Annotated in this window: 19 protein-coding genes; 15 read left to right on the top strand and 4 right to left on the bottom strand. The window is 44.5% G+C overall.

The window, feature by feature from the left end:
• The first annotated feature begins 317 nt into the window (after positions 1 to 317).
• Together thrS and allD (IGI66_RS17100) are read left to right on the top strand one after the other, a co-directional pair.
• On the top strand, positions 318 to 2225 hold the full coding sequence (thrS, locus tag IGI66_RS17105; RefSeq protein WP_438849707.1) for a threonine--tRNA ligase: 1908 nt from the start codon (positions 318 to 320) through the stop codon (positions 2223 to 2225).
• Between the two features lie 288 nt (positions 2226 to 2513).
• On the top strand, positions 2514 to 3563 hold the full coding sequence (allD, locus tag IGI66_RS17100) for an ureidoglycolate dehydrogenase (protein WP_010778694.1): 1050 nt from the start codon (positions 2514 to 2516) through the stop codon (positions 3561 to 3563).
• A gap of 127 nt (positions 3564 to 3690) precedes the next feature.
• Here the strand turns inward: allD (IGI66_RS17100) and IGI66_RS17095 are convergent, their stop codons facing one another.
• Positions 3691 to 4530: an alpha/beta hydrolase gene (locus IGI66_RS17095; RefSeq protein WP_438849706.1), complete on the bottom strand. Its 840-nt coding sequence runs from the start codon at positions 4528 to 4530 to the stop codon at positions 3691 to 3693.
• Between the two features lie 154 nt (positions 4531 to 4684).
• Between IGI66_RS17095 and allC the strand changes: the two genes are divergently transcribed.
• The 7 genes from allC to arcC are packed head-to-tail and all read left to right on the top strand — an operon-like array spanning position 4685 to position 12722.
• Entirely contained in the window at positions 4685 to 5914 is a 1230-nt protein-coding gene (allC, locus tag IGI66_RS17090) for an allantoate deiminase (protein ID WP_438849705.1), read from the top strand.
• Positions 5915 to 5929: 15 nt separating this feature from the next.
• A complete protein-coding gene (allE, locus tag IGI66_RS17085) occupies positions 5930 to 6715 on the top strand; it encodes a (S)-ureidoglycine aminohydrolase (protein WP_438849704.1) in 786 nt (261 codons plus the stop codon).
• Positions 6716 to 6736: 21 nt separating this feature from the next.
• Positions 6737 to 7801 (top strand): ureidoglycolate dehydrogenase, encoded by a 1065-nt coding sequence (gene allD, locus IGI66_RS17080; RefSeq protein WP_438849703.1) that lies wholly within the window; start codon positions 6737 to 6739, stop codon positions 7799 to 7801.
• Between the two features lie 19 nt (positions 7802 to 7820).
• On the top strand, positions 7821 to 9578 hold the full coding sequence (gene fdrA / locus IGI66_RS17075; RefSeq protein WP_438849702.1) for an acyl-CoA synthetase FdrA: 1758 nt from the start codon (positions 7821 to 7823) through the stop codon (positions 9576 to 9578).
• A 14-nt stretch (positions 9579 to 9592) separates the two neighbouring features.
• On the top strand, positions 9593 to 10855 hold the full coding sequence (locus IGI66_RS17070) for a DUF1116 domain-containing protein (protein WP_438849701.1): 1263 nt from the start codon (positions 9593 to 9595) through the stop codon (positions 10853 to 10855).
• Positions 10856 to 10869: 14 nt separating this feature from the next.
• Entirely contained in the window at positions 10870 to 11799 is a 930-nt protein-coding gene (locus IGI66_RS17065) for a DUF2877 domain-containing protein (protein WP_438849700.1), read from the top strand.
• Positions 11784 to 12722: a carbamate kinase gene (gene arcC / locus IGI66_RS17060; protein ID WP_114525951.1), complete on the top strand. Its 939-nt coding sequence runs from the start codon at positions 11784 to 11786 to the stop codon at positions 12720 to 12722. Before IGI66_RS17065 ends, arcC begins: the two co-directional genes overlap by 16 nt.
• Positions 12723 to 12753: 31 nt before the next feature.
• Here arcC and IGI66_RS17055 read toward each other — a convergent pair whose 3' ends face one another.
• Entirely contained in the window at positions 12754 to 14388 is a 1635-nt protein-coding gene (locus IGI66_RS17055; RefSeq protein WP_010778685.1) for a PucR family transcriptional regulator, read from the bottom strand.
• Positions 14389 to 14528: 140 nt separating this feature from the next.
• Between IGI66_RS17055 and IGI66_RS17050 the strand changes: the two genes are divergently transcribed.
• The 6 genes from IGI66_RS17050 (at position 14529) to IGI66_RS17025 (ending at position 22899) form a co-directional block, all read left to right on the top strand.
• The gene (locus IGI66_RS17050) at positions 14529 to 15740 is read left to right on the top strand and encodes a pyridoxal-phosphate-dependent aminotransferase family protein (protein WP_086304486.1); all 1212 of its coding nucleotides are present in this window, start codon (positions 14529 to 14531) and stop codon (positions 15738 to 15740) included.
• Between the two features lie 181 nt (positions 15741 to 15921).
• Positions 15922 to 17157, top strand: coding sequence for an MFS transporter (locus IGI66_RS17045; RefSeq protein ID WP_010778683.1), 1236 nt, complete (start codon positions 15922 to 15924; stop codon positions 17155 to 17157).
• Positions 17158 to 17197: 40 nt separating this feature from the next.
• The gene (locus tag IGI66_RS17040; RefSeq protein ID WP_086304487.1) at positions 17198 to 18454 is read left to right on the top strand and encodes a dicarboxylate/amino acid:cation symporter; all 1257 of its coding nucleotides are present in this window, start codon (positions 17198 to 17200) and stop codon (positions 18452 to 18454) included.
• A gap of 239 nt (positions 18455 to 18693) precedes the next feature.
• Positions 18694 to 20175 (top strand): allantoin permease, encoded by a 1482-nt coding sequence (gene allW, locus IGI66_RS17035; protein WP_438849699.1) that lies wholly within the window; start codon positions 18694 to 18696, stop codon positions 20173 to 20175.
• Between the two features lie 32 nt (positions 20176 to 20207).
• Positions 20208 to 21572, top strand: a complete 1365-nt coding sequence (gene allB / locus IGI66_RS17030; protein ID WP_010778680.1) for an allantoinase AllB — start codon at positions 20208 to 20210, stop codon at positions 21570 to 21572.
• A 73-nt stretch (positions 21573 to 21645) separates the two neighbouring features.
• Positions 21646 to 22899, top strand: coding sequence for an MFS transporter (locus IGI66_RS17025; RefSeq protein ID WP_438849697.1), 1254 nt, complete (start codon positions 21646 to 21648; stop codon positions 22897 to 22899).
• 62 nt (positions 22900 to 22961) lie between these two features.
• Here IGI66_RS17025 and IGI66_RS17020 read toward each other — a convergent pair whose 3' ends face one another.
• Both IGI66_RS17020 and IGI66_RS17015 read right to left on the bottom strand, forming a co-directional pair.
• Entirely contained in the window at positions 22962 to 24581 is a 1620-nt protein-coding gene (locus tag IGI66_RS17020; RefSeq protein ID WP_438849696.1) for a PucR family transcriptional regulator, read from the bottom strand.
• Positions 24582 to 24621: 40 nt separating this feature from the next.
• Complete coding sequence (locus IGI66_RS17015; protein WP_010778677.1) at positions 24622 to 25380, bottom strand: IclR family transcriptional regulator; 759 nt, start codon at positions 25378 to 25380, stop codon at positions 24622 to 24624.
• Positions 25381 to 25530 lie beyond the last annotated feature (150 nt).

Here is a 25530-nt window from a genome sequence, read left to right as displayed (position 1 = left end):
TATGGGAGTACTCTAGCAACAATCAATTGAATAACAAAACGCAATGATAAGGATAGGATTCCATCAGGAGATACTTTCAGAGAATGAAGCCTTGGCTGTGAGCTTCTAGTAGAAATTTTGGCGTTACTCCCTTAGAGAAATCAGCAAAAGACTGGTCGCATGATATACGTTATAATATCGCAATGAGCCGAGAAAATATTTCTGTGAAATTTTCTTGGGAACATGGGTGGTAACACGTTAATCGAACACGTCCCTTTTTTAGGGGACGTGTTTTTTTATATTGTTTTTTATAAAAGAGAGAATGGAGTTGAACAAGTATGTCAAACAATGAAGTTGAAGTCGTATTTCCAAATGGAAGCAAGAAAATGGTGGTGGCAGGCACTACATTGCACGAAGTAGCGAAAGAAATGAATGCAGAGGCAGTGATTGGGAGTATCGACGGTACGTTGTTGGACTTGTTTTCACCCATTGACCATCCCAGCCATGTTTCGTTTTATGGAAAAGACAGTCAAGAGGGTCTAGCTGCAATGCGCAGAAGTATCGGTTTGGTTTTCAGCGGAGCGATAAAGAAACGTTATAAAAAAGCGGTTATTTCTGAAATAATGCTAGATGAGCACGGCTTTTTTGTCGATATGCGTTTGGATCAGTCATTGAGTATTTTAACATTTAAAGAAATCGAGCAAGACATGAAGGCTCTTCAAAAAAATAACAATCAGATCAGTAAGGAAATTGTTTCGGTCAAGGAAGCGAAAGCGATTTTCAAAGACAACGATCTACAATTAGAGCTGCTAGAGGCGCTTCCTGAAGAGGATCGCGGATGTATTTATCAATTTGGCGAGGGGATCACTTTTTCAAAAGAACCGTTTGCTTTGGATGTGAAGCCTATTAAGAATTTCAAATTGTTAAAGGTTTCTGGTGCGTATTGGCAAGGAAATGCAGACAATGAGATGCTTCAGCGGGTGAATGGCGTTGTTTTTTCTTCAAAGGATGATCTTGCGGAATATCTGGCTTTCTTAGAGGAATCAGAAAAGCGCAGTCATCAAAAACTGGGCAAAGAATTGAAGTTGTTTATGTTTTCTGAAGAAGCACCGGGAATGCCTTTTTACCTATCGAACGGGCAAACAGTTCGTAACGAACTAGAAAAATTCTTGCGGGAATTGCAAACGAGATATGACTACGATGAAGTAAAAACGCCCTTGATCATGAATGAACGGTTGTGGCGACGTTCAGGGCATTGGGATCATTATAAAGATAACATGTACTTTACAAAAGTGGATAATCAGGACTATGCGTTGAAGCCCATGAACTGTCCGGGACACTGCATGATTTATAAAGATGATGTTCGCTCGTACCGGGATTTACCGATTCGAATGGCTGAATTTGGTCAGGTCCATCGGCATGAATTCAGTGGCGCGTTAAACGGGCTGCTTCGGGTTCGGACATTTTGCCAAGATGATGCGCATATTTTCGTTAGTCCCGATCAAATCAAGGCAGAAATTTCGTTGGCATTAAAAATCATTGATGAGGTGTACAAAGTGTTTGGCTTTGAATATTCGGTGGAATTGTCTACGCGTCCAGATGATTTTATGGGCGAAATCGCGATGTGGGACAAGGCGGAAAATTCATTGAAAGAAGTATTAGACAGCCTCGGTTATAACTACGCGATCAATGAAGGGGACGGCGCGTTTTATGGCCCTAAAATCGACATTCATATCAAGGATGCCCTCAATCGCAGCCATCAATGCGCGACTGTTCAACTGGATTTTCAAATGCCAGAAAAATTTGATCTAAGCTTTATTGATCAAAACAATGAAAAACAGCGCCCTGTGATGATTCACCGTGCAGTATTTGGGTCGTTAGATCGCTTCTTTGGTATTTTGATCGAACATTATGCCGGTGCGTTCCCTGTTTGGCTGGCACCGAAGCAGGTAGAATTGCTCTCAGTCGCAGAGAAGCATAACGACTATGTGGATGTTCTTTATCAAGAGTTCCAAGAAAACGGCATTCGCGTGTCGAAGGATGTCCGCAACGAAAAATTAGGTAAAAAGATCCGCGAAGCCGAATTAAGAAAAGCACCGTATAGTTTAGTTATCGGGGATCATGAAATGAATGGCGCCGAATTTGCTGTTCGAAAACGCGGATCTCAAGAAATCCAAAAAATGGATAAGCAAGCCTTCGTTAAAATGGTTAAAAAACAAATAGCTGAGAAAAATCATAGCTTTTAAGGTGTTTGACCTTTGGTAATGCTGGGTCAGAAAGTGATTATTTTCTAAAAGAATAACTGAAACATAAAAAAGTTGACGGGAACGCTCTTTGAGTTCTTGTCAACTTTTTTTGTGTTTGAATCACTCTTGATTTTTTGAAAAGGTTAAGTATCTTTGGGCATTTAAAACCACTAAATTCGTTTTGTTTTTTGTGCACTTTGAACAGTGTATAGTGTCTGGAAAACCCTTACGATAGGAATGAAAACGTGTGTCCAGACAATCAAAATAAAAGAGAAAAAGGTGAAAGAGATGAAAGTAACAAAGACGGAGCTGCATCAATTAATTAAAGATAAGATTCATCAAGCGGGATTACCTGAGGAGCAAGCGGAGATCGTTAGTGATGTACTGACTTTTGCTGACGCAAGGGGAATTCACTCGCACGGAGCGATGCGTGTCGAATATTATTCAGAACGGATCGCCAAAGGGGGAATCACACAAAATCCGGCATTTCATTTTTCAAAAACGGGTCCAAGCTGCGGAATTTTTGAAGGTGATAATGGTTCAGGGTTTGTAGCAGCGGAAAAAGCAATGGATCAAGCGATCGAGATTGCTAAGGAAACAGGGATCGCTGTGATCGGTATTAGAAATATTTCTCATAGTGGCGCTTTGGCGTATTATGTCGAACGGGCCGCGGAAAATGATATGGTTGCGGTATCGGTTTGCCAATCCGATCCTATGGTGGTGCCTTTCGGCGGGAGCGAGCCTTTCTTTGGAACCAATCCGATCGCGTTTGCGGCACCAAGCAACGACGAACGAATCATTACTTTTGATATGGCAACGACGGTTCAGGCGTGGGGGAAAATTTTACACGCGCGTTCTCGTAAAGAATCGATCCCGGATACGTGGGCGGTGGATGAACAAGGGAATCCGACGACAGATTCGACGAAGGTCAATGCTTTAGTCCCGATTGCAGGAGCAAAGGGCTATGGGTTGATGATGATGGTGGATGTCTTATCCGGGGTGCTATTAGGCGTTCCGTTTGGGAAACATGTATCCTCGATGTATCATGATCTTTCAAAAGGAAGAGAACTAGGGCAGTTGCATATTGTCATAAATCCAGAATTTTTTGTTGGGTTGGAACCATTTAAACAGACGATTTCTACGATGCTGGATGAGCTGAAAACTGTCGCCCCCAGCGCAGGCTTCAAAGAAGTAAATTATCCTGGGGAACGTGGAAGAATGCGGGAGAAAAATTACGAGGAAAACGGTATTGAAATCGTTGATGACATTTATGAATACTTAACGAGTGACGCGATTCATTACGATCGTTACGATCACAAAAACAAGTTCGCTGAATAAGGGCTTGTCTCAAATTTCCAGCGATTTCTTTGCGGATTGAGGGAGAGTCACTTTATCAGGAATGAAACCAAAACGTTCCAATTCTACTATTATATAGGTAGTAGAATTGGAACGTTTTTTTATCTGACTAAGTAGTTTTAAATAGCCATGCTCTCAATTTTTGGTACACATCGTCAGCAATCGGATTTTTTTCCCGATCAAAATCATGTTCTGCCACGTGTAGTTCCAGAAATTCACTATTGGACACAGCCTTCGACAATTCACGGGATGAAGCTATCGGGACATCAGGATCATCCGTGCAATGGACGATAAAAGTTGGAGGAAAGTGTGTCAATTGCGTCGTGCTGAGGGACAGCTCTTCGGTAAGTGGTCCCAGATAACTCAGCCAATTCCCATATTGTCGCGCGGAAAGGTAGAGAGGAAATCTTTTTTCTAGCGGCTGATCCGCTACGGGATGGTCCTGAATCAATTGCTGCGCTTCTAATGGGGAAACTTTTGGAAAGCGGTGATAGTAAGTATTGGGTAAAGTAAATGCTGGATGTTCAAAATGATGGTATCCGTAAAAACGGATCAGGCCTCGTTGGTGTTCATAATTATTGGCAGTTAAAATAGAAGCTAAGTAACCGCCTGCAGAGCGTCCAAATAGGAAAAAATCTGGTTCCGATAAATCAAGTGTCGTTTGGAAATGAGCTAAAAACCATGTGACCACGTCTTCTAAGCAATGAAGAATTTCTCTCAACGGTGTTTCCGGTGCAAGAGGATAATCAAAGGCCAAGACATTGAAGCCATTTTCCAGAAAAAGATCCAGATACGTTTGGGGCAGATCGTCACGACTGCCAAAAAGAAACCCCCCGCCATGCAAATACAGAAGTGTCGCATTCTTCGGATGAGGATTCTTTGTTTGATAAAAGGACGCCTTCAAGGAAAGCGAAGCCTCAATGGTGTAAATGAGTGGTTGAGTAGGCATAAAATCCCTTCTTTCTGTATCAATTATAGAAAACATTTTAAAAGATTTAACAGCACTTTAGCACAAAATGATACAGATTTTTGTAACTTTTGAACAATGATGTTAGCAGTATTAGCGTTTACAATTGAATTAACAACTGAAGGAGGTTCATGAAATGACTTTAGAAAAGCGTTTAGATAAGAATATCCACGAATTGTCACAAATAGGTAGTGATCCAACAGGCGGTATGACACGGTTGCTCTATTCAGATTCGTGGTTAGAGGCGCAGAAGTTTGTTGAAGGAAAAATGCAGGAAATTGGACTAGAAACGTCCTACGACGCGATTGGAAATTTATTTGGACGCGTTGATGGTACAAAATACCCAGAGGAAACGATTCTTTCTGGCTCCCATATTGATACCGTTGTCAATGGCGGTACGTTAGATGGGCAATTTGGCGTAATGGCCGCTTATCTTGCTGTTCAGCACTTATTGGAAACTTATGGTCAGCCTCTGCGTTCCTTAGAGGTCATTTCTATGGCAGAAGAAGAAGGCAGTCGTTTTCCTACAGTTTTTTGGGGAAGTAAAAACTTTGTAGGTGAAGCCTCCAGAGAACAGGTGGAAGCCATCGCCGATTCTGAAGGATTGAAATTTATAGATGAAATGCGTCGTCAAGGGTTTGACTTTGCGGATGACGCGAAGAAACGGCGAGAGGATATCAAAGCGTTTGTTGAGATCCACATTGAACAAGGAAATGTTTTAGAAAATGAAAAACTGCAAATCGGTGTCGTGAACAATATCGCGGGCCAGAAGCGTTATACCTTTGTTTTAAAGGGTGAGGCCAACCATGCTGGAACAACACCGATGGGCTATCGTCGTGACGCTGTGTACGGATTCTCAAAAATTTGTTCAGAAATTATCGATCGTGCCTTTGCAGAAGGGGATCCTCTCGTGGTTACTTTCGGCAAGGTCGAGCCTAAACCAAATACAGTAAATGTCGTGCCGGGCGAAGTCCTATTTACGATGGATTGCCGCCATACAGACGTGGATGCGTTAAGCAAATTCACGAAAGAGGCAGAAGCGTACATGAAAGAAGTCGCAAAAGAGCTGGACTTAGAATTAGATATCGACCTTTGGATGGATGAAACGCCAGTTCCAATGGATGAAGCGGTTGTTGCCGTTGTCGAAGAAGCAGCAAAAGCGAAAGAAAAGAGCTATAAAGTGATGCACAGTGGTGCAGGCCATGATTCTCAAGTGATTGCGCCGCATTATCCGACAGCAATGATTTTTGTGCCAAGCATCAAAGGAATCAGCCATAATCCAGCAGAAGCGACAGATTCGGCAGACTTGGTTGCCGGAGTCGAAGTACTGGCGCAAGCATTATATGAACTGGCATACAAAGAGTAGGGAAGAGGAAAAAAGATGGGGTACAAGAATAACAATACTGGCTATATCGAAGGGTTATTAGAATCAAGAGCAGTGATCAATAAAAATAATTATGCAGTTCTTCCTCACGACGGATTGGTAAACAATGTGATCCCGGGATTTGAGAATTGCGATTGTTCTATATTGGGGTCAACAAAACTTGGTGCAAGCTTTGTTGATTACATCATGACATTCCATAAAGAAGGAAAAAATGAACGCGGCTTTGGCGGAGAAGGCATCGAAACGTTGGTCTACGTGATCGACGGCAAGCTGACAGTCAGCGACAGCAAGGAAAGTCATACGGTCGCTTCGGGCGGTTATGTGTATTTACCCGCAGGAGAAAAAATGTATTTAGCAAATGCACAAGAGGAAGACACCGAGTTCTTCCTATATAAGAAACGCTATCAACCATTAGAGGGCTACAGCGCTTATAAAGTCGTCGGGAACGTGAATGAAATGGAACCGATCGAATATGAAGGCATGAAAGATGTGTTACTTTGGGATTTTCTGCCGAAGGATCTTGGCTTCGATATGAATTTCCATATCCTGTCGTTTGAACCAGGAGCTAGTCATGGGTATATCGAGACCCATTATCAAGAACATGGGGCGTACCTGCTCTCTGGAAAAGGAATGTACAACTTGGATAATGACTGGCTGCCTGTCGAAAAAGGCGACTACATTTTCATGAGTGCTTATGTTCATCAGGCAGCGTATGCTGTTGGGCGGAAAGAGCCTTTAAAATATGTCTATTCGAAGGACTGCAATCGTGATCCTGAAATTTAAATAAAGGAAGTCGTTTTTATTATGGAAGAAACAATGATCGTTCAACCAGCAAGATTACATGAGTTGATTCAAAATAAATTAATGCGTGCCGGATTAAGAGAAGGCCATGCCGATACTGTGGCGGAGCATTTGGTATTTGCGGATGCTTGTGGTATCCACTCCCACGGGGCTGTTCGCGTGGATTATTATGCCGAACGAATCGCGAAAGGCGGCGTGACACTTGATCCTAAAATCACCTTTGAACGAACTGGCGCAAGTACAGGAATCGTTCATGGAGACAATGGTGTCGGGCAATTCGTGGCGCTTCAGGCGTTAGAATATGCGATCGATCAGGCAAAAGAATCTGGTGCAGCAATCGTTGGTGTGAAGCGGATCAGTCATTGCGGCGCACTTTCGTATTATGTAAAGCGAGCCGCAGAAGAAAACCTCATCGCTATTTCAATGTGCCAGTCAGATCCCATGGTCGTTCCTTTTGGCGGTTCGGAAAACTATTTTGGAACGAATCCGATCGCTTTTGCAGCACCTAGGGAACATGGCGCACCGGTTGTTTTTGATATGGCAACAACGGTTCAAGCGTGGGGGAAAATTTTAGATGCACGTTCAAAAGACCAAGATATTCCTGATACTTGGGCAGTGGATGCGGACGGGAAACCAACAACGAATCCTCATGAGGTCAATGGTTTATTGCCAATGGCTGGACCAAAAGGGTTTGGTTTGATGATGATGGTAGATGTGTTATCAGGTATGCTGCTAGGTCTGCCTTTCGGAAAAAACGTTTCTTCTATGTATAGTGACCTAACGGAAAAACGCAACCTCGGACAATTATTTATTTTGATTGATCCACGACGCTTTACTGATTTGGCAAGTTTTAAGCACAGTATTGAAACCATGATTGAAGAATTGCATAGCATCGCTCCAGCTGCTGGCTTTAAGCAAGTCTATTACCCAGGAGAAACCAATCAGATCAAGTATGAGGAATACTCCTCTGAAGGAATTCCTGTGGCGAGGAAGGTAGTAGACTATTTGGAAAGTGATACGATCCATTTTGATCAATATGGAGAAACTGGGAGTTTTGCAACCAACTAACAGAGAGTGAGGGAATCACGTGTTACACACGATTATTCAAAAAAACAGTTATCAAGATTCGATCGTATTAATGTTGTTAACGAATCGATTAAATACGCTAGATGGCGTGAACAAGGCGTCCGTTATGATGGGAACACCAGCAAATAAAGATATTTTCAAAACAGGTGGCTTATATACATCCGAACTTGAAGAGGTGTCCTCAAATGACATGGCGATCGTTTTAGACATCCAGGAAACAGAGGAACAATTGATCCAAAATGTGTTGAGCACAATTGATGAATTCTTAGCGGAGCAAAGCAAGGGCGGCAATGAAAAAGGGACAGAAACAGTAAAAACATGGGACAAAGCGATAGCGCTTGGCGAAGATGCTCATGTAGCTGTTTTCTCAATTCCAGGAACACATGCGGCAGGCGAGATCGAGCACGCGTTGGACGAAGGCAAGCACGTCTTCTGTTTTAGTGACAACGTCGCACTGGAAGATGAAGTTCGTTTAAAAAAACTGGCTCATGAAAAAGGTCTGCTATTAATGGGTCCAGACTGCGGGACGGGAATCATCAATGGCATTCCTGTAGCCTTTACCAACGCAGTTCGCAAAGGGAGTATCGGCGTTGTCGGGGCCTCTGGAACAGGGATTCAAGAAGTAACGACCTTGATTCATAAATTAGGCGGCGGCGTGACCAATGCGATCGGAACCGGCGGGCGCGATTTAAAAGCTGAAGTTGGCGGTATCACGCTGAAGGACAGTGTCGCAACATTGGAAAAAGATCCAGAGACAAAAGTGATCGTCGTTATTTCCAAACCACCTGCACCAAGCGTACGGGATGAGGTGCTTGATCTATTGAGAAGCGCTTCAAAACCAGTTGTTACGATTTTCTTAGGCGAAGAACCGACCGATCATGAAGAGAATCTTTATAGAGCCTATACATTAGAAGAAGCTGCTGAAATCGCCGTTCAACTGATGGAAGAGGAGAAGGTCGCAGTGAAGTCGGATGAACTGGAAAATCCAGGGTATTCATTTGTCTCAGGACAAACAGGGATCAAAGGGCTTTATTCTGGCGGAACGTTGGCCTATGAAGCAGCGATGCTAATGAAACGAGCGCTAGGGCTGAAGGAAGATCAGGAAACAGAGGCTGGCTTTATCTTAAAGGATGGCGTCCACGAGATCATTGATTTGGGAGACGACATCTACACACAAGGAAAACCGCACCCGATGATCGATCCAAGCAAGCGACAAGAAATGCTGGCCCAAGCCGCAGACGAAGCAACGACTGCCGTGATCTTGCTGGATGATGTTCTAGGCTATGGTTCCCATGAAAATATGGCAAAAGAATTGGCTCCAACAATCAAAGAAATCAAGAAAAAAGCCGCCTCCGAAGGGCGTGAATTGGCAGTTATAGCAACGATCGTCGGGACGGATGAAGATCCGCAAAACATGGAAGAACAAAAGGCGATTTTAGAAGAAGCTGGAACGATTTTATGTACGAGCAATGCGCAAGCGGTCAAGCTGGCATTAGTTATGTTAGGACACCCATTGACGCTTCCAGAAAGAACTGTTTTACCGAAAAAAACCAGCAGCAACCCGCAAATCGCACCTTCTAAAGAAATGATGCGTTTGCTTACGAATGAGGCATTTATAAACATTGGTCTGCGGAGTTTTTCTGACGCGATCATCAGTCATCATGGCAAAGCCGTTCAATTTGACTGGCAGCCAGTTGCTGGCGGAAATCCAACCTTGCAAAAAGCATTGCAGTTTTTGAATAAAGCGGAATTGAATTAGGAGGAGAATGAAAAGTGTACAAAACAATTGATGAAGCAAACCAAGCGGTCGCCGCAAAAATTGTAGCCGGTTCTCCTTTCTTATTAGATGTAGTACCTGCGAAAACCGTGATTTCTGAATTAAATGAAGGCAAGGTCTTGTTACATGCTGGACCACCGATTCGTTACGACCAAATGATCGACCCGATTCAAGGGGCCTGTGTCGGCGCCGCGCTGTTTGAAGGATGGGGCGAAACAGAGGAAGAGGTTCGGCAGCAGTTAGAGTCTGGCGAAGTCACTCTGATTCCTTGCCATCATGTGGATGCAGTAGGGCCGATGGGGGGCATCACCTCTGCCAATATGGCTGTATTGGTCGTCGAAAATAAAACGGACGGCAATCGTGCCTATTGCACAATGAATGAAGGCATTGGAGCAGTCTTACGTTTTGGTGCTTATTCTGAAGAAGTCGTCAACCGTCTGCATTGGATGAAAAATACGCTGGGACCAGTTCTAAGCGCAGCATTAAAAACGATGGATAACGGCTTGAATGTCAATGTCTTAGTTGCCAAAGCGATTTCGATGGGGGATGAGTTCCACCAACGGAACATCGCGGCATCATTGGCTTTCTTGAAGGAAGTTGCGCCTGCGATCGTCTCATTAAAAGAGTTCGAGGAAGAGAAACAAGAGGTCATTCAGTTCTTGGCGGATACGGATCAATTCTTCTTGAACATCATGATGGCTTCAGCCAAAGCAGTCATGGATGGGGCTCGGAAAATTCAAGAAGGGACTATCGTGACAGCCATGTGCCGGAACGGGCATGAATTTGGTATTCGAATCGCAGGGATGGGGGATGAATGGTTCACTGGTCCTGTGAACACGCCGAAAGGTCTGTACTTCTCAGGATTCAGCGAAGCCGATGCTTCACCAGACATGGGAGATAGTGCAATTACAGAAACCTTTGGTGTTGGCGGCATGGCGATGATCGCTGCTCCGGCAGTGACGCGATTCGTCGGTTCAGGCGGCTTTTATGATGCCTTGAACACCAGCAATGAGATGACGGAAATCTGTATCGACAGCAATCCGAATTTCCCTGTTCCTACGTGGCATTTCAAAGGGATCTGCTTAGGTATCGATGCGAGAAAAGTTGTTGAAACGGGCATCTTGCCAGTCATCAATACGGGAATCGCGAATAAGAAGGCTGGAAAGGGACAAATCGGTGCGGGAACAGTGACACCGCCGATTGATTGTTTTGAAAAAGCCGTTCTAGCCTATGCAAAGAAACTAGGATTCAACGAATAAAGGAGAGAAATGCGATGCTGATAGAGGCCTGCTGCTCGGATCGGGAAATCCTTGAGCAATCGATTTTAAAAAGCCGGTGGCACGTCCACAGCAAATTTAACCATAGCTTCAATATTCAGGATGAAACCAGTCAACGATTGGCGGTCATTTCGACTGAACAAACGGCGGCTGTCCCCAATGGAATTTATCTAAAGGCATCTGATTTTGAACAATTGCTCTCGGAAGTCCGCGTCGGCGATCCGCTGATCATGCAAAACAGGATCTTACGAATCGCCGGAAGACAACTGGTCGTATCACCGACACGGGAATATACCTCTCATTACGTGTCGACTGGCGGACTGACTGCTGAAGGTTGGAAAGAATATAGTTTCTCTTTGAAAAAAGTGAAGAAGCCGACCGGGTATCAGGAACCCTTATCGACGGTGTTTGACAGTGGAAATGACTTCACCAAGGCAATCGATGCTCTTTGTTCAGATTCTTTGCCTCATCAGCGCAAAGCCCTTCATTTTTTGATTGGTCGGGGGCCGGGGCTGACGCCTTCAGGAGACGATATGCTCATTGGATATTTGGCTGCCCGACTAATTTTAGACAATAGGGACACGAAATTAGAGACCTACTTGAGAACGAAGCTGCTCTCTGTAGCTGATCTGACAACGGACGTAAGCAAGCATTATCTTTTATGCGTATTGGACCAGCGTTTCAACCAGTCCATCCTACAGTTGCTGAAGGCGGTCAGCGAAATCACCGGCGAATTAGAACCGGCAATTCAATTGGTATTGCAGACGGGTCATACATCGGGGGCTGATTTTTTGGCAGGATTTTCCAGAACGCTTAATTATTTTAGAAACGAACGCCGTGAGGCAACGCGAATCGCGGCGAATGAGAAGGGCGATAACGAAAAAGAAACGGGATATGAAGGAGGAAAAAAATGGCAAATCGGGTAGTTATGGCCCTTGGTGGCAACGCAATATTGAAACCAGGTCAGGAAGAAACCGTGGAAGCGCAGTTGAAAAACATCGAAACGAGCGCTGAAATGATCGCAAAGGTTGAAAAGCTGGATTATCAAATCTTGGTGACTCATGGAAATGGGCCGCAGGTGGGGAATATTTTGCGACAAAATGAAGAAGCGAAAGATGTAGTCCCACCGTTTCCTTTGGACGTGTGTAATGCACAGTCTCAAGGATTTATCGGCTATTTAATGGAGCAAACCATCAAAAATAAAATCGAAGAAGAAGGTTTGACCAGTGACGTGGTCACCTTGTTGACACAAGTAGAAGTTTCTGCTGAAGATGAAGCCTTCCAAAAACCGACGAAACCGATTGGTGTCTTTTATTCAAAAGAAGAGGCGGAGAAAATGTCGAAGGAACGGAATTGGAATATGGCGGAAGATGCGGGCCGCGGGTACCGTCGTGTCGTGCCATCGCCTAAGCCTTTAGCGATTCATGGAGTGAATTCGATCGTCAATCTGTTGAACCAAAACACGATCGTCGTAGCCGGTGGCGGCGGAGGTATCCCTGTATCACGAAAAGAAAATGGTCTTTTAAGCGGGATCGAAGCGGTGATCGACAAAGACCACACGGGCAAGAAGCTCTCAGAACAGGTGAACGCAGATGTATTTATGATGCTCACCGATGTCAGCAATGTCTACATTAACTATGGAAAACCAAATCAAGAAAAATTAGAGACCATTACGCCAGAAACCGCTCAGAAACATTTTCAGGACGGTCACTTTGCTGACGGCAGCATGGGACCAAAAATCGAAGCAGCCATTAATTTTGCGCGTCAAGGGAAAACCGCGATTATTTGTGCTCTGGAAGAAGCGGACCAAGCGTTATTGGGCAAAGCAGGTACAAGAATTGTGGGATAATCATCCGGCAATTCTTGTACCTTACGCTGTTTCATGTATTATTTTCTTCCGAAAGCTCCAGAGCCAGGCGTAAATCGAGACTGACACCGGGATCGTGGACATTTTTTCCAATGATCGAGCTACATTGTTCGATTCGATATTTGATCGTATTTCGGTGAACGAACAGCGCTTTTGCTGTCCGAGCAATCTCGCATTGATAATCTAAATAATATTTCAATGTTTTACGTAATTCGATCATTGCAGGTTCTTTTGGATAGGCAAGTTCCTTCAAAGAAATTTCGCAAAAATACGTGATGTCTGAATGGCCCATTTTTTCAAAGAGACTGCGCATCCCTTTTTGCTGGTATTGGTAGATCATCGGTACTTTCGAGAGCAGATGCATTTCTTCAAATGCCGTTTTGGCTTCGATGAAGGATTTTCCAATGTCCTCGATGGAGGCATACACATTTCCTAAGCCGAATTGCAGTTGGATATTCAATCGCTGGGATAGATCTGTCGCGACATTTTCTAAAATGTCCGCGAGTTGTTCTTCCTTATGCTGACTAACGATCGCAAAGTGAGCAGGGTCCTTCATTTTGAATAAGGAAACATCGCGGATATGGTGGGAAAGCTTGTCATTTAGCCAATTGAAGCTTAATTCACTCACTTCTTCTTGGAATTTGATTCGCGAATGATCCAGGTCGCTTTGTTGGCAAGCGGCGTAGATCACCCGGTAATGGCGTGCTTTGACTAATCCGTAAGTTCTACCAAGGTCGAGCCAGTCTCGAGGTTCCTGATTCGGCTCCTGTTGAATCTCGATCATTCGGTTGAAAAAATCCGTCTTCAGTGCATCAAAGGACTCTTGGATCTTCTGGTTCTTATAAAGCATGAAAGACAAAACCAATGTCGCCTGCTCCAAAGCAAAATTCGAGACAGGATACGGAATTTTTTCAGAATTCAGAACAACGAGAGAATGCGGAAAATAATGATTGGGTTCTACTGAAAAATAAGAAACCAAAAAGGCTTTTTGATCGAGATCATTGATTAAAACGGAATCATTTTTCTTTTTTACAAAATCAGGATCTAGCTGCTCTAATTGATCAATGTAATATTCGGCGGGTTTCGATGTATTCGAAAAATGTTTCGACGACGCCTGCACCCGTTTATAAGGATCGACCAGAATGACGGGCGTCTTGATCAGACGGCCAAAGTCAGCGATAAAACGCGCCATACTGACATCGTTGACCAGCATATTTGAAAAACGCCGCTGGATGTCCAGTGCATAGTTTAACTGTTCGGCTTTTTTATCCCATAAAAAGTTGAGCATCTGGTGGAGAAGACTCCCCAGAGGAATGGAAAGCGGGATTTGAACGATCGGAAATTTTACCTTATTGGCATAATCGATCACTCGCTGATCAATGGCATCGATAAAACGCCCGATCTTGATCCCCAAACCAGCCGCATTTTTTTCTTGCAGCGAATCGATCAGCTCAAATAGCTTCGTTTGATCGTCACGATAAATCATCGCGGTGGTCAAAAGAAACGTATTCTCCGGTATATAAAAAGAAATGTCCGGTGTCTCGCTGATCTCGATACTATCTAGCGGCAATTTAGCGAACGAGGGCTCTGTAAGTAACGTCAAATCAGAAAAACGTGGAATTTGTAGTACATCAAGTAATGTTCTCATGGCAACCTCCTAGACCAATTATAGGCAAGGGGGTCTCGAGAAACAAGACTATTTTAGTTATTTTGGCTAAAAAATATGAATGATTATGCGAAGTAGACAACCACAATGTCGCAACTCAAAAAGAGAAAAGAGGAATTTATATGTTTTCAGAATTAGTCATCCCGCGTCGTACCATTATGACCCCAGGTCCGGTAGAAGCCCATCCCAATGTATTGAGAGTGATGAGCTCAACGATCTTGGGCCAATTTGATCCAGCCTTTTTAACAATTATGGATGCGGTCAAAGAAATGATCAAGATCCCTTTCGGAACGAAAAATGAGCAAGCTTTTGCAATTGACGGGACATCCCGCTCAGGCTTAGAAGCTGCTTTAATCGCACTTATCGAACCGGGAGATAAGGTACTGATTCCGGTATATGGTCGTTTTGCATACCTTTTGGGAGAAATCTGCGAACGAGCAAAAGCGGACGTAAAGTATTTGGAGAAAGAATGGACAGAGCCTTTTGATCAGGAAGTCATCATTAAAGCCATCGATGATTTTCAACCAAAGATCGTCACGATGGTCCACGGAGAAACCGCCAACGGTCAGATGCAGGCGTTGGATAAAATCGGTGCGGCTTGTCGTGAACGGGATATTTTCTTTGTGGTCGATATGGTCGCAACATACGGTGGTGTGCCGATATATGTCGACGAATGGAAGGTCGATATGGCGATCGGCGGAACGCAAAAATGTGTGAGCGTGCCTTCTGGCATGTCTCTGATTACCTATAATGACCGCGTTGAAAAGGTGTTGACGAGCCGCTACCAAAAAGAGTTGGGCTTAAGCAAAGTCGATCGCAACGACAATCCTATCAGCAGCAATTATTTGGATTTAAGCCAGTTGCAGCGTTACTGGAACTCCGAACGAATCAATCATCACACAGAGGCAACGACAATGATTTACGCCTTGCATGAAGGGCTGCGCGCGATGATCAACGAAGGCATCGAGAATGTGTGGGCACGTCATCAATTAAATGATGATGCGATCGTGGCAGGGATTCAGGCGATGGGGCTTGGTTTCTTCGGAAATATGGAAACTAAAATGCCGACTGTGACCCCTATTTTAATTCCAGAAGGAGCCGATGACGGTGAAGCGATCCGCAGCATGCTCTTGGAAGTATTTGGAGTCGAGATTGCCTCTTCGTTTGGCGATTTAAAAGGAAAAGTGTGGCGGATCGGGAACATGGGCTACAGCAGCCGACGCGAAAATGTTCTGCACGTTTTAGGCGCATTAGAGGCAGCCCTGATCTATTACGGAGCGGAAATCACTAAAGGGGAAGCGACTAAAGCAGCCTTGCAGGTGTATGAAGTGTAAGGACTTATCAGTATGTGATTAGTTAAAGCGCACAAAAAGAATTTCACATTTGTTCGTACTGTTAAATGTATCTGAAGAGGACTCACTTTACAATAAGAGTAGAAGATGCGAACGGTACAAACGGTTAAGGAACGTAGTGTTGAAAAGATACAACTAACTAGATGTAGACGGGGGAAGAAAGATGGAAATGAACAACGAACGAATCGGTATGGAATATTGGAAGAAAATCATCGTTTTACTTTGCTCAGGATGGGTGTCGATTTGGATTTACCGTTCGGCCTTGTCACCTGTGTATCCGCAAATCAATGCGTCACTGGGAGGAAACGTCTCAGATACGGCATTAGGCTCCATCTCAAGTTTCTATTTCCTAGGGTATGTGATCATGCAGATACCTGCAGGGTTTTTAGTAGATAAAATCGGTAAGAAGAAAGTCCTGATCCCAGGATTCATCTTCTTCGCATTAGCCGCTTTTATTATTTCTCAAGCTTCAACGATCTCAATGATCTATATCGGAAGTTTCATGGCAGGGATCGGCTGCGGCTCCTTCTATGGCTCGGCGTACTCACTGACTTCGCAAAACATTCCGGCGGAAAAGAAAAGCTTCTCCACAGCGATCGTTAATAGCGGTTCTGCTGTAGGGTCCGGGATCGGGATGATCCTCTCCAGTTACTTGGTTGTCCAATTGGGTCTCCCTTGGCAAGTCATGATGTATATCTCGATGGCACTTATTTTGGTAATGTTAGCAGCTTTCAGCTTAGTGATCCGCAGCAATAAAGACGACGTGGCCTTCAATCAGCCAAAAGAAGTGGTTGAAGAGAAGCCGAAAGAAGCCGTATCAATGAAAACCTTATTGTCTCCGGCGATGCTGTTTACGTACATTCTCTATTTTGCGACATGCTATGCCTACTACATGACCGTGACATGGCTGCCAAATTTCTTGGGAACGGAACGTGGATTCCAAGGCGCAGCGATCGGATTCTCTTCTTCATTGGTGGCTTTTGCTTCGATTCCGGGCGCTCTGTTCTTTAGTAAATTAGCAGACAAATATATGGATAAAAAAATTCGTTTTATTGTGATCCTTGAACTTTTGGCGGCAGTGATGCTATTGATCACGGTTCGCTCATCAACATCGACCTTCTTGATGATCGCCTTGATTATGTATGGATTTTTAGGTAAATTAGCGGTTGAGCCGATCATTATTTCTTGGCTCGGTGAAAATGCGCCGCAAGTGGGTATTGGAACAACATTGGGTGTATTTAATTTCTTTGGAATGATGTCCTCAGTTATCGCGCCGACATTGACGGGTTCGATTTCTGATGCAACGGGATCAAAAGTAATGGGCTTTTATATTGCGATCGTTTTGCTGGTCGTTGGGTCGATTCTCTTCCTATTATCCAATCTAAAGAAAGCCAAGTAGTCACGGCCGTTTTTTCTGTATAAGAGAGCGAGGTAAACGCATGCGAGCACTTCGAAAAATAAGCTTGACCAATCAAATCATGATAGCGATGGTCCTAGGGATTTTATTTGGCGCAGTCTTTCAAAAGAACATTGTAGGCATCAAACTCGTCGGTGACTTATTTTTACGCCTGATCCAAATGTCTGTAGTTGTCTTGATCATGGGATCAGTGATAGAAGCAGTCGGCGGATTGGAAATCAAAGAGCTGCGAAAAATAGGCGTAAGACTGGTCCTGTGGTTCATGGGGTCAACCGTCGTAGCCGCAGCAATCGGGATCGTCTTCGGACTCGTCTTTAAACCCGGTGTTGGCTTGGAAAATACCCTCTCCGGGGTGAGTGATCTAGCTGTCAATGAGGGTGGGCTGCAGGAAGTAGTCTTAGGCTTTATCCCGCAAAATATCGTCTCCGCAATGGCGGAAGCGAATATGATCCAAGTCATCGTCTTTTCCCTGATGTTTGGTTTGGCCTTAAGTGTGATCAAAAGCGACGAGAACAGCACGCACATTTTAGATTGGATCTCTAGCTTCAACAACGTTGTTTTGAGAATGGTCACGATGATCATGAAATTAGCACCCATCGGTATTTTCAGTTTGATCGCGGCAGTTGTCGGCGATATCGGAATCGGTGTGTTAGGAACACTCATGAAGTTTCTGTTGACCTTTGGTGTCGCGGCGGTCTTGTATTTGCTCATTTGGTTTGTGATAACCGCTGTCTACTGTAAAGTCAGTCTTCCACGATTGATAAAAAACATCTGGCGAATCACCATGATCGCTGTTACAACAACGTCTTCGGCTATTTCATTACCAATCAAGATAGAAGATGGACGAGAAAAATTAGGGATCGGAGACCGAATCAATAAGCTCGTGATGCCTCTAGGAATGAGCCTGAACAGCAATGGCTTGTCGATGTATCTTTCCTTGTCGATCGTCACCTTTGCCCAGTTTTTCAGTATCGAACTTGGGATCGGTCAATTGGCACAAGCAGTCTTGCTCTCAACGCTAGCGTGTTTAGGAACAGTCGTTGTTCCCGGCGGCGGCTTGGTAGCATTAGCGACAGTGATGCCGATGCTTGGCTTGCCGACGGAGAGCATCGCTTTATTGGCTGGGATCGATTGGTTTTCTGGCGTATTCAGAACATTGTTAAACGTCGATGTTGATGTGCTGGTCGCGATGATCATCGCGAGTGATGAGAACGAGCTTAACCTTGATATTTTTAATGGAACAAAAAGTTATACAGAGTTGATGGAACAAAAAGAATAAGCAGATAGAGGAGGCTACTTCGTATTTAGTGATCGTCACTGGATAGTAAGTAGCCTCTTTTTTAAACGCATGAATATACCTCATATCATACGCTTAAAAACAAAAAAAGTGCTTGTTCATAGTGAACAAAAAGGGGCGATCGTTTTTGTTCTTTCGACTAATGTGCATTGTTTTTAAAACGCTTACAATAAGGTCAGTTAGAAAAGGAGCACGTTTTAATTGAAGAAGGAGGCGCACCAGTGGAAAACACAGATTATCAAGTTTCAGAAGAAGAAGTCGCTCGATTTAAAGAGCGGGGCTACAACGATGATATGCTGCCTAAAACACCGGAGAAGCGAAACATGGGGGCAAAAAATTATTTTACTCTCTGGATGGGTTCTGTGCATAACATTCCTAATTATACGGCGGTTGGAGGGTTTCTATTTTTAGGGTTGTCACCAATAAATGTCATGATGGCGTTGATCATCAGTGCACTTGTTGTTGCGTTGTTTATGACCATGAATGGACGGGCGGGCTCAAAATACGGCATTCCTTTCGCGCTTCATTTGCGGTCGACGTACGGTGATATTGGCGCCAAGCTTCCCGGTTTTCTCCGTGGATGTGTCGCGGCGATCGCTTGGTTTGGCCTACAGAATTATACGGGATCATTAGCACTTTTAATATTGATTGGAAAAATTTGGCCCGGCTTCTTGGCGGTCGGCGGTTCAGCTAGTTTCTTCGGAATCGGCATTCCGGGATTGCTGGCATTCACCTTGTTTTGGGCGCTCAATATGCTGATTGGAATCGGCGGCGGCAACATCTTAAACAAATTCACGGCGATACTAAGTCCGTTGATCTATCTCGTCTTCGGGGGCATGGCGATCTGGGCGGTTCGTGCAGCAGGCGGGATCGGAGCGATTTTATCCTTCGATACAAGCGGAGCGACTCAAAGTATCAATCCGATATTCGCGTATTTTATGATCATTAATTCGGTGTTAGCTGTATGGGCAGCACCTGGGGCAAGCGTCTCCGACTTTACTCAGAACGCCAAATCGACAAAAGATCAAACGGTGGGGCAGATGGCGAGTCTGTTAGTTGCCTACGTGATCTTTGCTCTCTCCAGTGTGGCGATCTTGATTGGCGGCTCGATTCACTACGGTATTCAGGAATGGAACGTGCTGAACATTGTTGATCGGTGGGACAATTTCCCGGCAGTCATTATCGCGATGACAGTATTTTTACTGACCACGATCTCTACGAATGCGACAGGGAATATTATCCCGGCGGCGTACCAATTGTCGGCGTTGTTCCCTAAAAAAGTCGATTACAAAAAAGGTGTAGTCATCGCCAGTGTCATCAGCTACCTGATCATGCCATGGAAATTGATGGAAAATGCCGACAGCATCTTTATTTTCTTAAATTCGATTGGGGCAGTTTTAGGACCGGTGGCAGGGGTCATGATCGCTCATTATTTCTTTATCAAGGATCAAACGATCAATTTGGACGCACTTTATATTGATCCAAAAGAAAACAATACAAAAAATGTGTATCGGGGATTAAATCGTCAAGCCTACATCGCGACGATCATTGCCTTGCTGATTTCATTGAGCGGTCAGTTCATTCCCGCATTGCAGGCGATCTCAAACGTGTCTTGGCTCGTCGGCTTCTCCTGCGCATTTGCTATTTATTATGTCTTAAGGAAATTAGGCTCGGAGGATACGACCGAAGAGGCTTTTGATTAAATTGACTTTAAAAAAAGAGAGGATGGAAAAGTATGAATCATGATTTAGTTATCAAAAACGGTTTAGTCATTTTAGAAAGCGGGGAAGTTGAGACGGATGTCGCAGTCAAGGACGGCATCATTGTCGCCATCGGCAAGGGGTTAGACGGCGATAAAGTGATCGACGCGTCAGGTTTAGTGGTCAGCCCAGGAATGGTGGACGCACATGTCCACATCACAGATCCTGGCGGCGGGTACCGGGATGAGTGGGAAGGCTATGTGACCGGGACTGCTTCTTGTGCTAAAGGTGGCGTTACCTCCTTTATGGAAATGCCTTTGAATCAAGTTCCTGCTACGACCGACGCTGAAAGCTTAGAAATCAAGTATTCAGCTGGGAAAAACAAATTACGCTCCGATGTAGGCTCCTTTGGCGGATTGACGCCGTTAAATTTGAAGGGTGGTATTCAAGAATTAAACGATGGTGGTGTCGCGGCTTATAAATGTTTCATGGCGACTTGCGGCGACCGGACGATCGATGGCGATTTCATGAATGTGGATGACTATTCTTTATATGAAGGGATGAAGCAAATCGCAGAAACAGGCAAGGTTCTAGCGATCCATGCGGAGAATGCGGCGATCACGGATAAATTAGGGGAGATTGCCTATGCCAATGGGGAGACGACATTGAAGGCCTATGTAGAAAGCCGCCCAGTCTTCACGGAAGTTGAGCCGATTCGTCGAGCGATTCTTTTGGCGAAAGAAACGGGCTGCCGCATCCACATTTGTCACGTTGCGTGTCCTGAAGGGGTTGAGGAAGTAACGAAAGCTCGTGCAGAGGGCGTGGACGTTACCTGTGAAACGTGTACACATTATTTATATTTCCATACGGATGAATTGGATGCTATTGGACCGGTGGTGAAATGTTCTCCGCCAATTCGCGATCTGGAAACACGAAAAGCGATGTGGGATAAATTATTGGCAGGAGAGATCGCTTTTGTGACATCGGATCATTCTCCATGTACCCCTGATTTAAAGGATAAAGAAAATGCCTTTGAAGCGTGGGGCGGTATCTCCGGCGTTCAAAACAATGTTGATGTGATGTTTGACGAAGGGGTCCAAAAACGTGGAATGAGCTTGAAAATGTTCGCGGATGTGATCGCGACCAATCCAGCAGATCGCTATGATCTGGATACAAAAGGACGGATCAGTATCGGCAAAGACGCGGATTTCGTATTGATCAAACCAAAGGCGGCCTATACGCTGCAAGCGGAAGACCTGGAATACCGCAACAAAATCAGTCCTTATATTGGACGCGAGATCGGCGCACAGGTGGTTCAAACAATCTTACGGGGCGAATCGATCTACAGTCAGGAAGCAGGCGTGACCGCAGACTTCCCAGGGGAATTTATCAAAAAATAAGGGAGAAATAGGTGGCCTGCATCGTTGACCATGCGGGCCATTAAGGGTGTCATGTAAGGGAGGACGTATAAACATGGAAGAACAAACAAGAACAACGCGAGCTCCCTATTGGAAGCAAATCATTTTTATCCTGACCGCCGGGTGGGTGGTGATCTGGATCTATCGGATGGTTCTTACGCCGATCTATCCTATTATCAGCGCGTACTTTGGCGGAGCAACGGATTCAAGCTTGGGCAATATATCGAGTTTCTACTTTTTAGGGTATGTAAGCATGCAGATTCCATCGGGCCTGTTAGTGGATCGGTTTGGGAAAAAAAAGATTTTGATTCCTGGATTCTTGCTATTTGGCCTTGGAACACTGATCGTGGCGTCGGCATCGGCCTTATCCACCGTCTTTCTCGGGAGTGTGCTGGCAGGCTTAGGCTGTGGTACTTATTATGGCGTGGCGTATTCACTGACGACAGAATATGTTCCAGCGAACAAGAAGAGTTTGGCTACCGCGATCGTAAATAGCGGGACGGCCATTGGCAGCGGCTTAGGATTAGTCTCTTCCAGCTTTTTAGTTGGAGAAGGGGTGTTGCCATGGCAATCGTTATTACTTATGACGGCGCTCTTGATCGTCGTGATGTTGGGTGTCTTCAAAAAAATGATTCGTGAAGAAAAACCGATGCCCGCCCCACAGGTACAAACAGCTGCAAAGCCAAAGGGCACACTCAAGGATCTTTTCAAATTGCCGATGATCGCTGCATACGTGTTGTACTTTTCGACGCTGTACACATACTATCTGATCGACACGTGGCTGCCCAATTTTTTAGAAACTGAACGCGGCTTCCAAGGGACAGGCATTGGGATTGCGTCTTCCTTAGTCTTCTTTACGGCAATACCAGGGGCGTTGTTTTTCAGCCGGATCGCAGATAAGATTCCTCATAAAAAAACAACGATCATCATCCTGCTAGAAATTTTAGCAGCAAGTGTGCTCTTTATGACGATCACTACTAATAATCAGGTGTTATTGATCATTGGGATAATGGCCTACGGATTCTTCGGTAAACTTGCCGTTGAACCAATCATTATTTCATGGCTAGGGCAATTTGCCCCGAAGAAAAGTATCGCTACTACTTATGGTGTCTTTAATTTCTTCGGCATGTCTGCCTCGGTCATCGTCCCGTCTGTTACAGGGATGATCTCTGATGCGACAGGCACAAAGGTCTACGCCTTTTATTTAGCCATCGGGATCATCGTTGCAGGAACGCTTGTTTTTTATGGGATCAATAAATATTATCAAGAAAAAGAAGCAGCGGCTGAGGTGATGGAAACGATGTATTAACCGATAACTAAAAACAGACGACTAAGCGGCAGTGATGCTGGCTCAGTCGTCTGTTTTTTTGGCTATTCGATGTCCTTCGCTTCGGGATCAGAGAGGAACAACGCGACACGCAGCTGTAAAGAAAATTCAGGATGATCGATGTTATTGTTTAAAAGCTCCTCGCATTTTTTGATGCGGTATTTGACCGTATTGCGATGGATAAATAACATTTCGGCAGTTTTAGTGATCTCGCATTGTTGATCGAGATAGGTCATCAAGGTCTTTCTCATCTCTTGGTCTTGTTCATTCTCAGGATAGGCTAAATTTTTCAAAATCGATATGCAGAAATAGCGCATGTCTTCATTGGATACATTTTCAGTGATGCGCTTGATTCCCTGGATCTTATTATAGGAAACAAACGTCGTACGATCTTCGGATTCTTCCAGCGCTTGCTTGCTTTCTTTGTAGGAGAAGTGGAGCAGGTCGATATTATTAACAGGATCACCAATACCAAATCGTGCATAAATACCAAAGAGATCCAACAGCTCTTTGTGGAGCTTTTCTAAAATCGGTAAAATCTCCGCTTTCTTCTGAAGGACTAGCACCATCTGATTGAGATTCTCCGTTGGAAAAAGCAAAATATTCTCAGATTTTTTCTCGACTTCTTGAAAGAGATAGTCATAAATGAGTGCATCGATCTCTTTTACATAATAATGCTGGTCCTTTTTTATAAAAGAATGGATAAAAATCACGCGGTAATAAGTGGAGTTGAGCTTAGGAAAGTGCCTTTTGTAATGGAGCCAATCCGTGTCTTCCTCCGAGGAGGTCTTGCGGCTTAATAAATAGGTCAAAAGATTTCTGCGTTCGGCTCTTTTTTCATTTAGCAGAGTTTGTTCTTTATACAAGGCTAGTGTTAAAACAGTCAGGGACTGCTGAATGACAAACTGAGAGAAGGGATAGGGCAGCTTGTCGGGCTCGAAGATAACAAGCATGTAAGGCAAGTAACGATCTGAATTAAGAGGGAAGATGCTGATCAGCATCTTTTCATGGGCAAAATCAAATAACAGCGTCTCCCGCTGCTTCTTTAACTGACATTCACGAATTTTTTCTAAGAAGGCTTCTTTTCTATCCTTCAATACCGCTGAATTTGAAAATTGTAGGTGAGAGCTGACGATCTTCCCAAAAGGATCGATCAACAGGACCGATTGCTGGATCATGGAACTGAGCTCTTTGATCAAAATCTCAAAAGAGGCGCCATGAACCATCAAATTGACAAACTTTTGCTGAATCTCCAAAGCAAAAAAGACCTGCTCGGTTTGGTCGTGCCATAAAAAGCTCAACAGCTTATGGGAGATATCTCCCAACGGCATACTGACAGGGATTTGCAAAATAGGAAAGTTCAAGTCGTCCGCTAATGCTAAAACCTGCGCGTCCACATGAGGTAAATAACGCCCAAGCTTGATCGCCAATCCAGCGGAAGGCAGCTCTGCCAGTGATTTGACAAGAGTGCACAGTCCGTCAGGGTCCTCACAAAACGCCATGCCTGTAGTGACGAGCAGGGCATTTTTCGGAATATAGTAAAGAATATCAGGCGTTTCAAAAATTTCGATCGTATCTAGCGGCCGTTCTAGGTCAGCCTTTTGATTGAGGAGCGACAGTTCAGAGAATCTTGGTGTTTGCAAAATTTCTTTTAATGATGTCATAGTAATCTCCTATTATTTTCTGAGGGCCAGGGTCAAAAAATCATTTTTCAAGGGTTGCTACTGTGTGGGTGAGCAGAGTGATCGTTTCTTGAAGCATTTCCTCTGTCGCACGAATCGTCGGCATCGAGACGCTGATCGTCGCAAGAACCGATCGCTGCTTGTCTAGTAATGGAACGGCGACACATTTTACCCCGATCTCGCATTCTTCATCGTCGATCGAATAGCCTTGTTTTTTTACTAAGGCGAGTTCAGCCGCGAGCTCTTTTTTTGTGGCTTTCGTCTGAGTTGTCAGAGGCATCAATGACGTGTGGTCTAAATAATGCTGCAGCTCATCCGCAGGCATATTTGCTAAATACAGCTTTCCAGAGCCGGTACAATACAGCGGCGCCCGCTTTCCGATTTTTTGGGTGACGGTCAACAGGTTGTCTTGGCTGTCGATGGATTCGACATAGACCAGTTCTTGATTGTCACAAATCGAAAGACAGGTTGCTTCACCCAGCTCTTTAGACATCTGCTGCATATAAGGGCGAACATAGGCGACGATGTCTTGGCTGATGTCGCTGTCATTGGTCAGCAGCTTGAATTTCAAAGAGAGGGAATAGTCTGCGTTCCCTTGATTTTGCTGGACATACCCCATCGTCATCAACGTATAGAGCAATCTCAAGGCCGTGGCTTTTGGAAGGTTCGTCTGCGTCGAGATGCTGCGGAGGGAGAGTGGATCTTCCGCCGCCGCCATCAGCTCGATGATCGTAAAGGCTTTTTGTACGGAATGGTTGATTTTTAATTGTTTTTCTTCCATTTTTTATCTCCTTTAAAACTCGGTTTCGCTTTACTTTTGTCCAACTTGAACAAATCGATTTTTCGGCTGACAAAAATAAACCGGTTACATTGTTTGGCAATTGCTCACATGGTAACATGCAATAAAGTGAAACGCAATATCACATAGTGA

The sequence above is a fragment of the Enterococcus sp. AZ048 genome (genome assembly GCF_051715125.1).
Classification (GTDB): domain Bacteria; phylum Bacillota; class Bacilli; order Lactobacillales; family Enterococcaceae; genus Enterococcus_A; species Enterococcus_A gilvus.
This window is presented reverse-complemented; position numbering and strand designations above follow the sequence as displayed.

What these genes read in the sequence shown, in the direction of transcription:
- thrS (WP_438849707.1), top strand. Translation starts at nt 318, where the DNA reads ATGTCAAACAATGAAGTTGAAGTCGTATTTCCAAATGGAAGCAAGAAA.
- IGI66_RS17065 (WP_438849700.1), top strand. Translation starts at nt 10,870, where the DNA reads ATGCTGATAGAGGCCTGCTGCTCGGATCGGGAAATCCTTGAGCAATCG.
- allB (WP_010778680.1), top strand. Translation starts at nt 20,208, where the DNA reads ATGAATCATGATTTAGTTATCAAAAACGGTTTAGTCATTTTAGAAAGC.
- IGI66_RS17020 (WP_438849696.1), bottom strand. Translation starts at nt 24,581, where the DNA reads ATGACATCATTAAAAGAAATTTTGCAAACACCAAGATTCTCTGAACTG.
- IGI66_RS17095 (WP_438849706.1), bottom strand. Translation starts at nt 4,530, where the DNA reads ATGCCTACTCAACCACTCATTTACACCATTGAGGCTTCGCTTTCCTTG.
- IGI66_RS17045 (WP_010778683.1), top strand. Translation starts at nt 15,922, where the DNA reads ATGGAAATGAACAACGAACGAATCGGTATGGAATATTGGAAGAAAATC.
- allD (WP_010778694.1), top strand. Translation starts at nt 2,514, where the DNA reads ATGAAAGTAACAAAGACGGAGCTGCATCAATTAATTAAAGATAAGATT.
- allE (WP_438849704.1), top strand. Translation starts at nt 5,930, where the DNA reads ATGGGGTACAAGAATAACAATACTGGCTATATCGAAGGGTTATTAGAA.
- IGI66_RS17040 (WP_086304487.1), top strand. Translation starts at nt 17,198, where the DNA reads ATGCGAGCACTTCGAAAAATAAGCTTGACCAATCAAATCATGATAGCG.
- allC (WP_438849705.1), top strand. Translation starts at nt 4,685, where the DNA reads ATGACTTTAGAAAAGCGTTTAGATAAGAATATCCACGAATTGTCACAA.
- IGI66_RS17025 (WP_438849697.1), top strand. Translation starts at nt 21,646, where the DNA reads ATGGAAGAACAAACAAGAACAACGCGAGCTCCCTATTGGAAGCAAATC.
- allD (WP_438849703.1), top strand. Translation starts at nt 6,737, where the DNA reads ATGGAAGAAACAATGATCGTTCAACCAGCAAGATTACATGAGTTGATT.
- IGI66_RS17015 (WP_010778677.1), bottom strand. Translation starts at nt 25,380, where the DNA reads ATGGAAGAAAAACAATTAAAAATCAACCATTCCGTACAAAAAGCCTTT.
- arcC (WP_114525951.1), top strand. Translation starts at nt 11,784, where the DNA reads ATGGCAAATCGGGTAGTTATGGCCCTTGGTGGCAACGCAATATTGAAA.
- IGI66_RS17055 (WP_010778685.1), bottom strand. Translation starts at nt 14,388, where the DNA reads ATGAGAACATTACTTGATGTACTACAAATTCCACGTTTTTCTGATTTG.
- IGI66_RS17050 (WP_086304486.1), top strand. Translation starts at nt 14,529, where the DNA reads ATGTTTTCAGAATTAGTCATCCCGCGTCGTACCATTATGACCCCAGGT.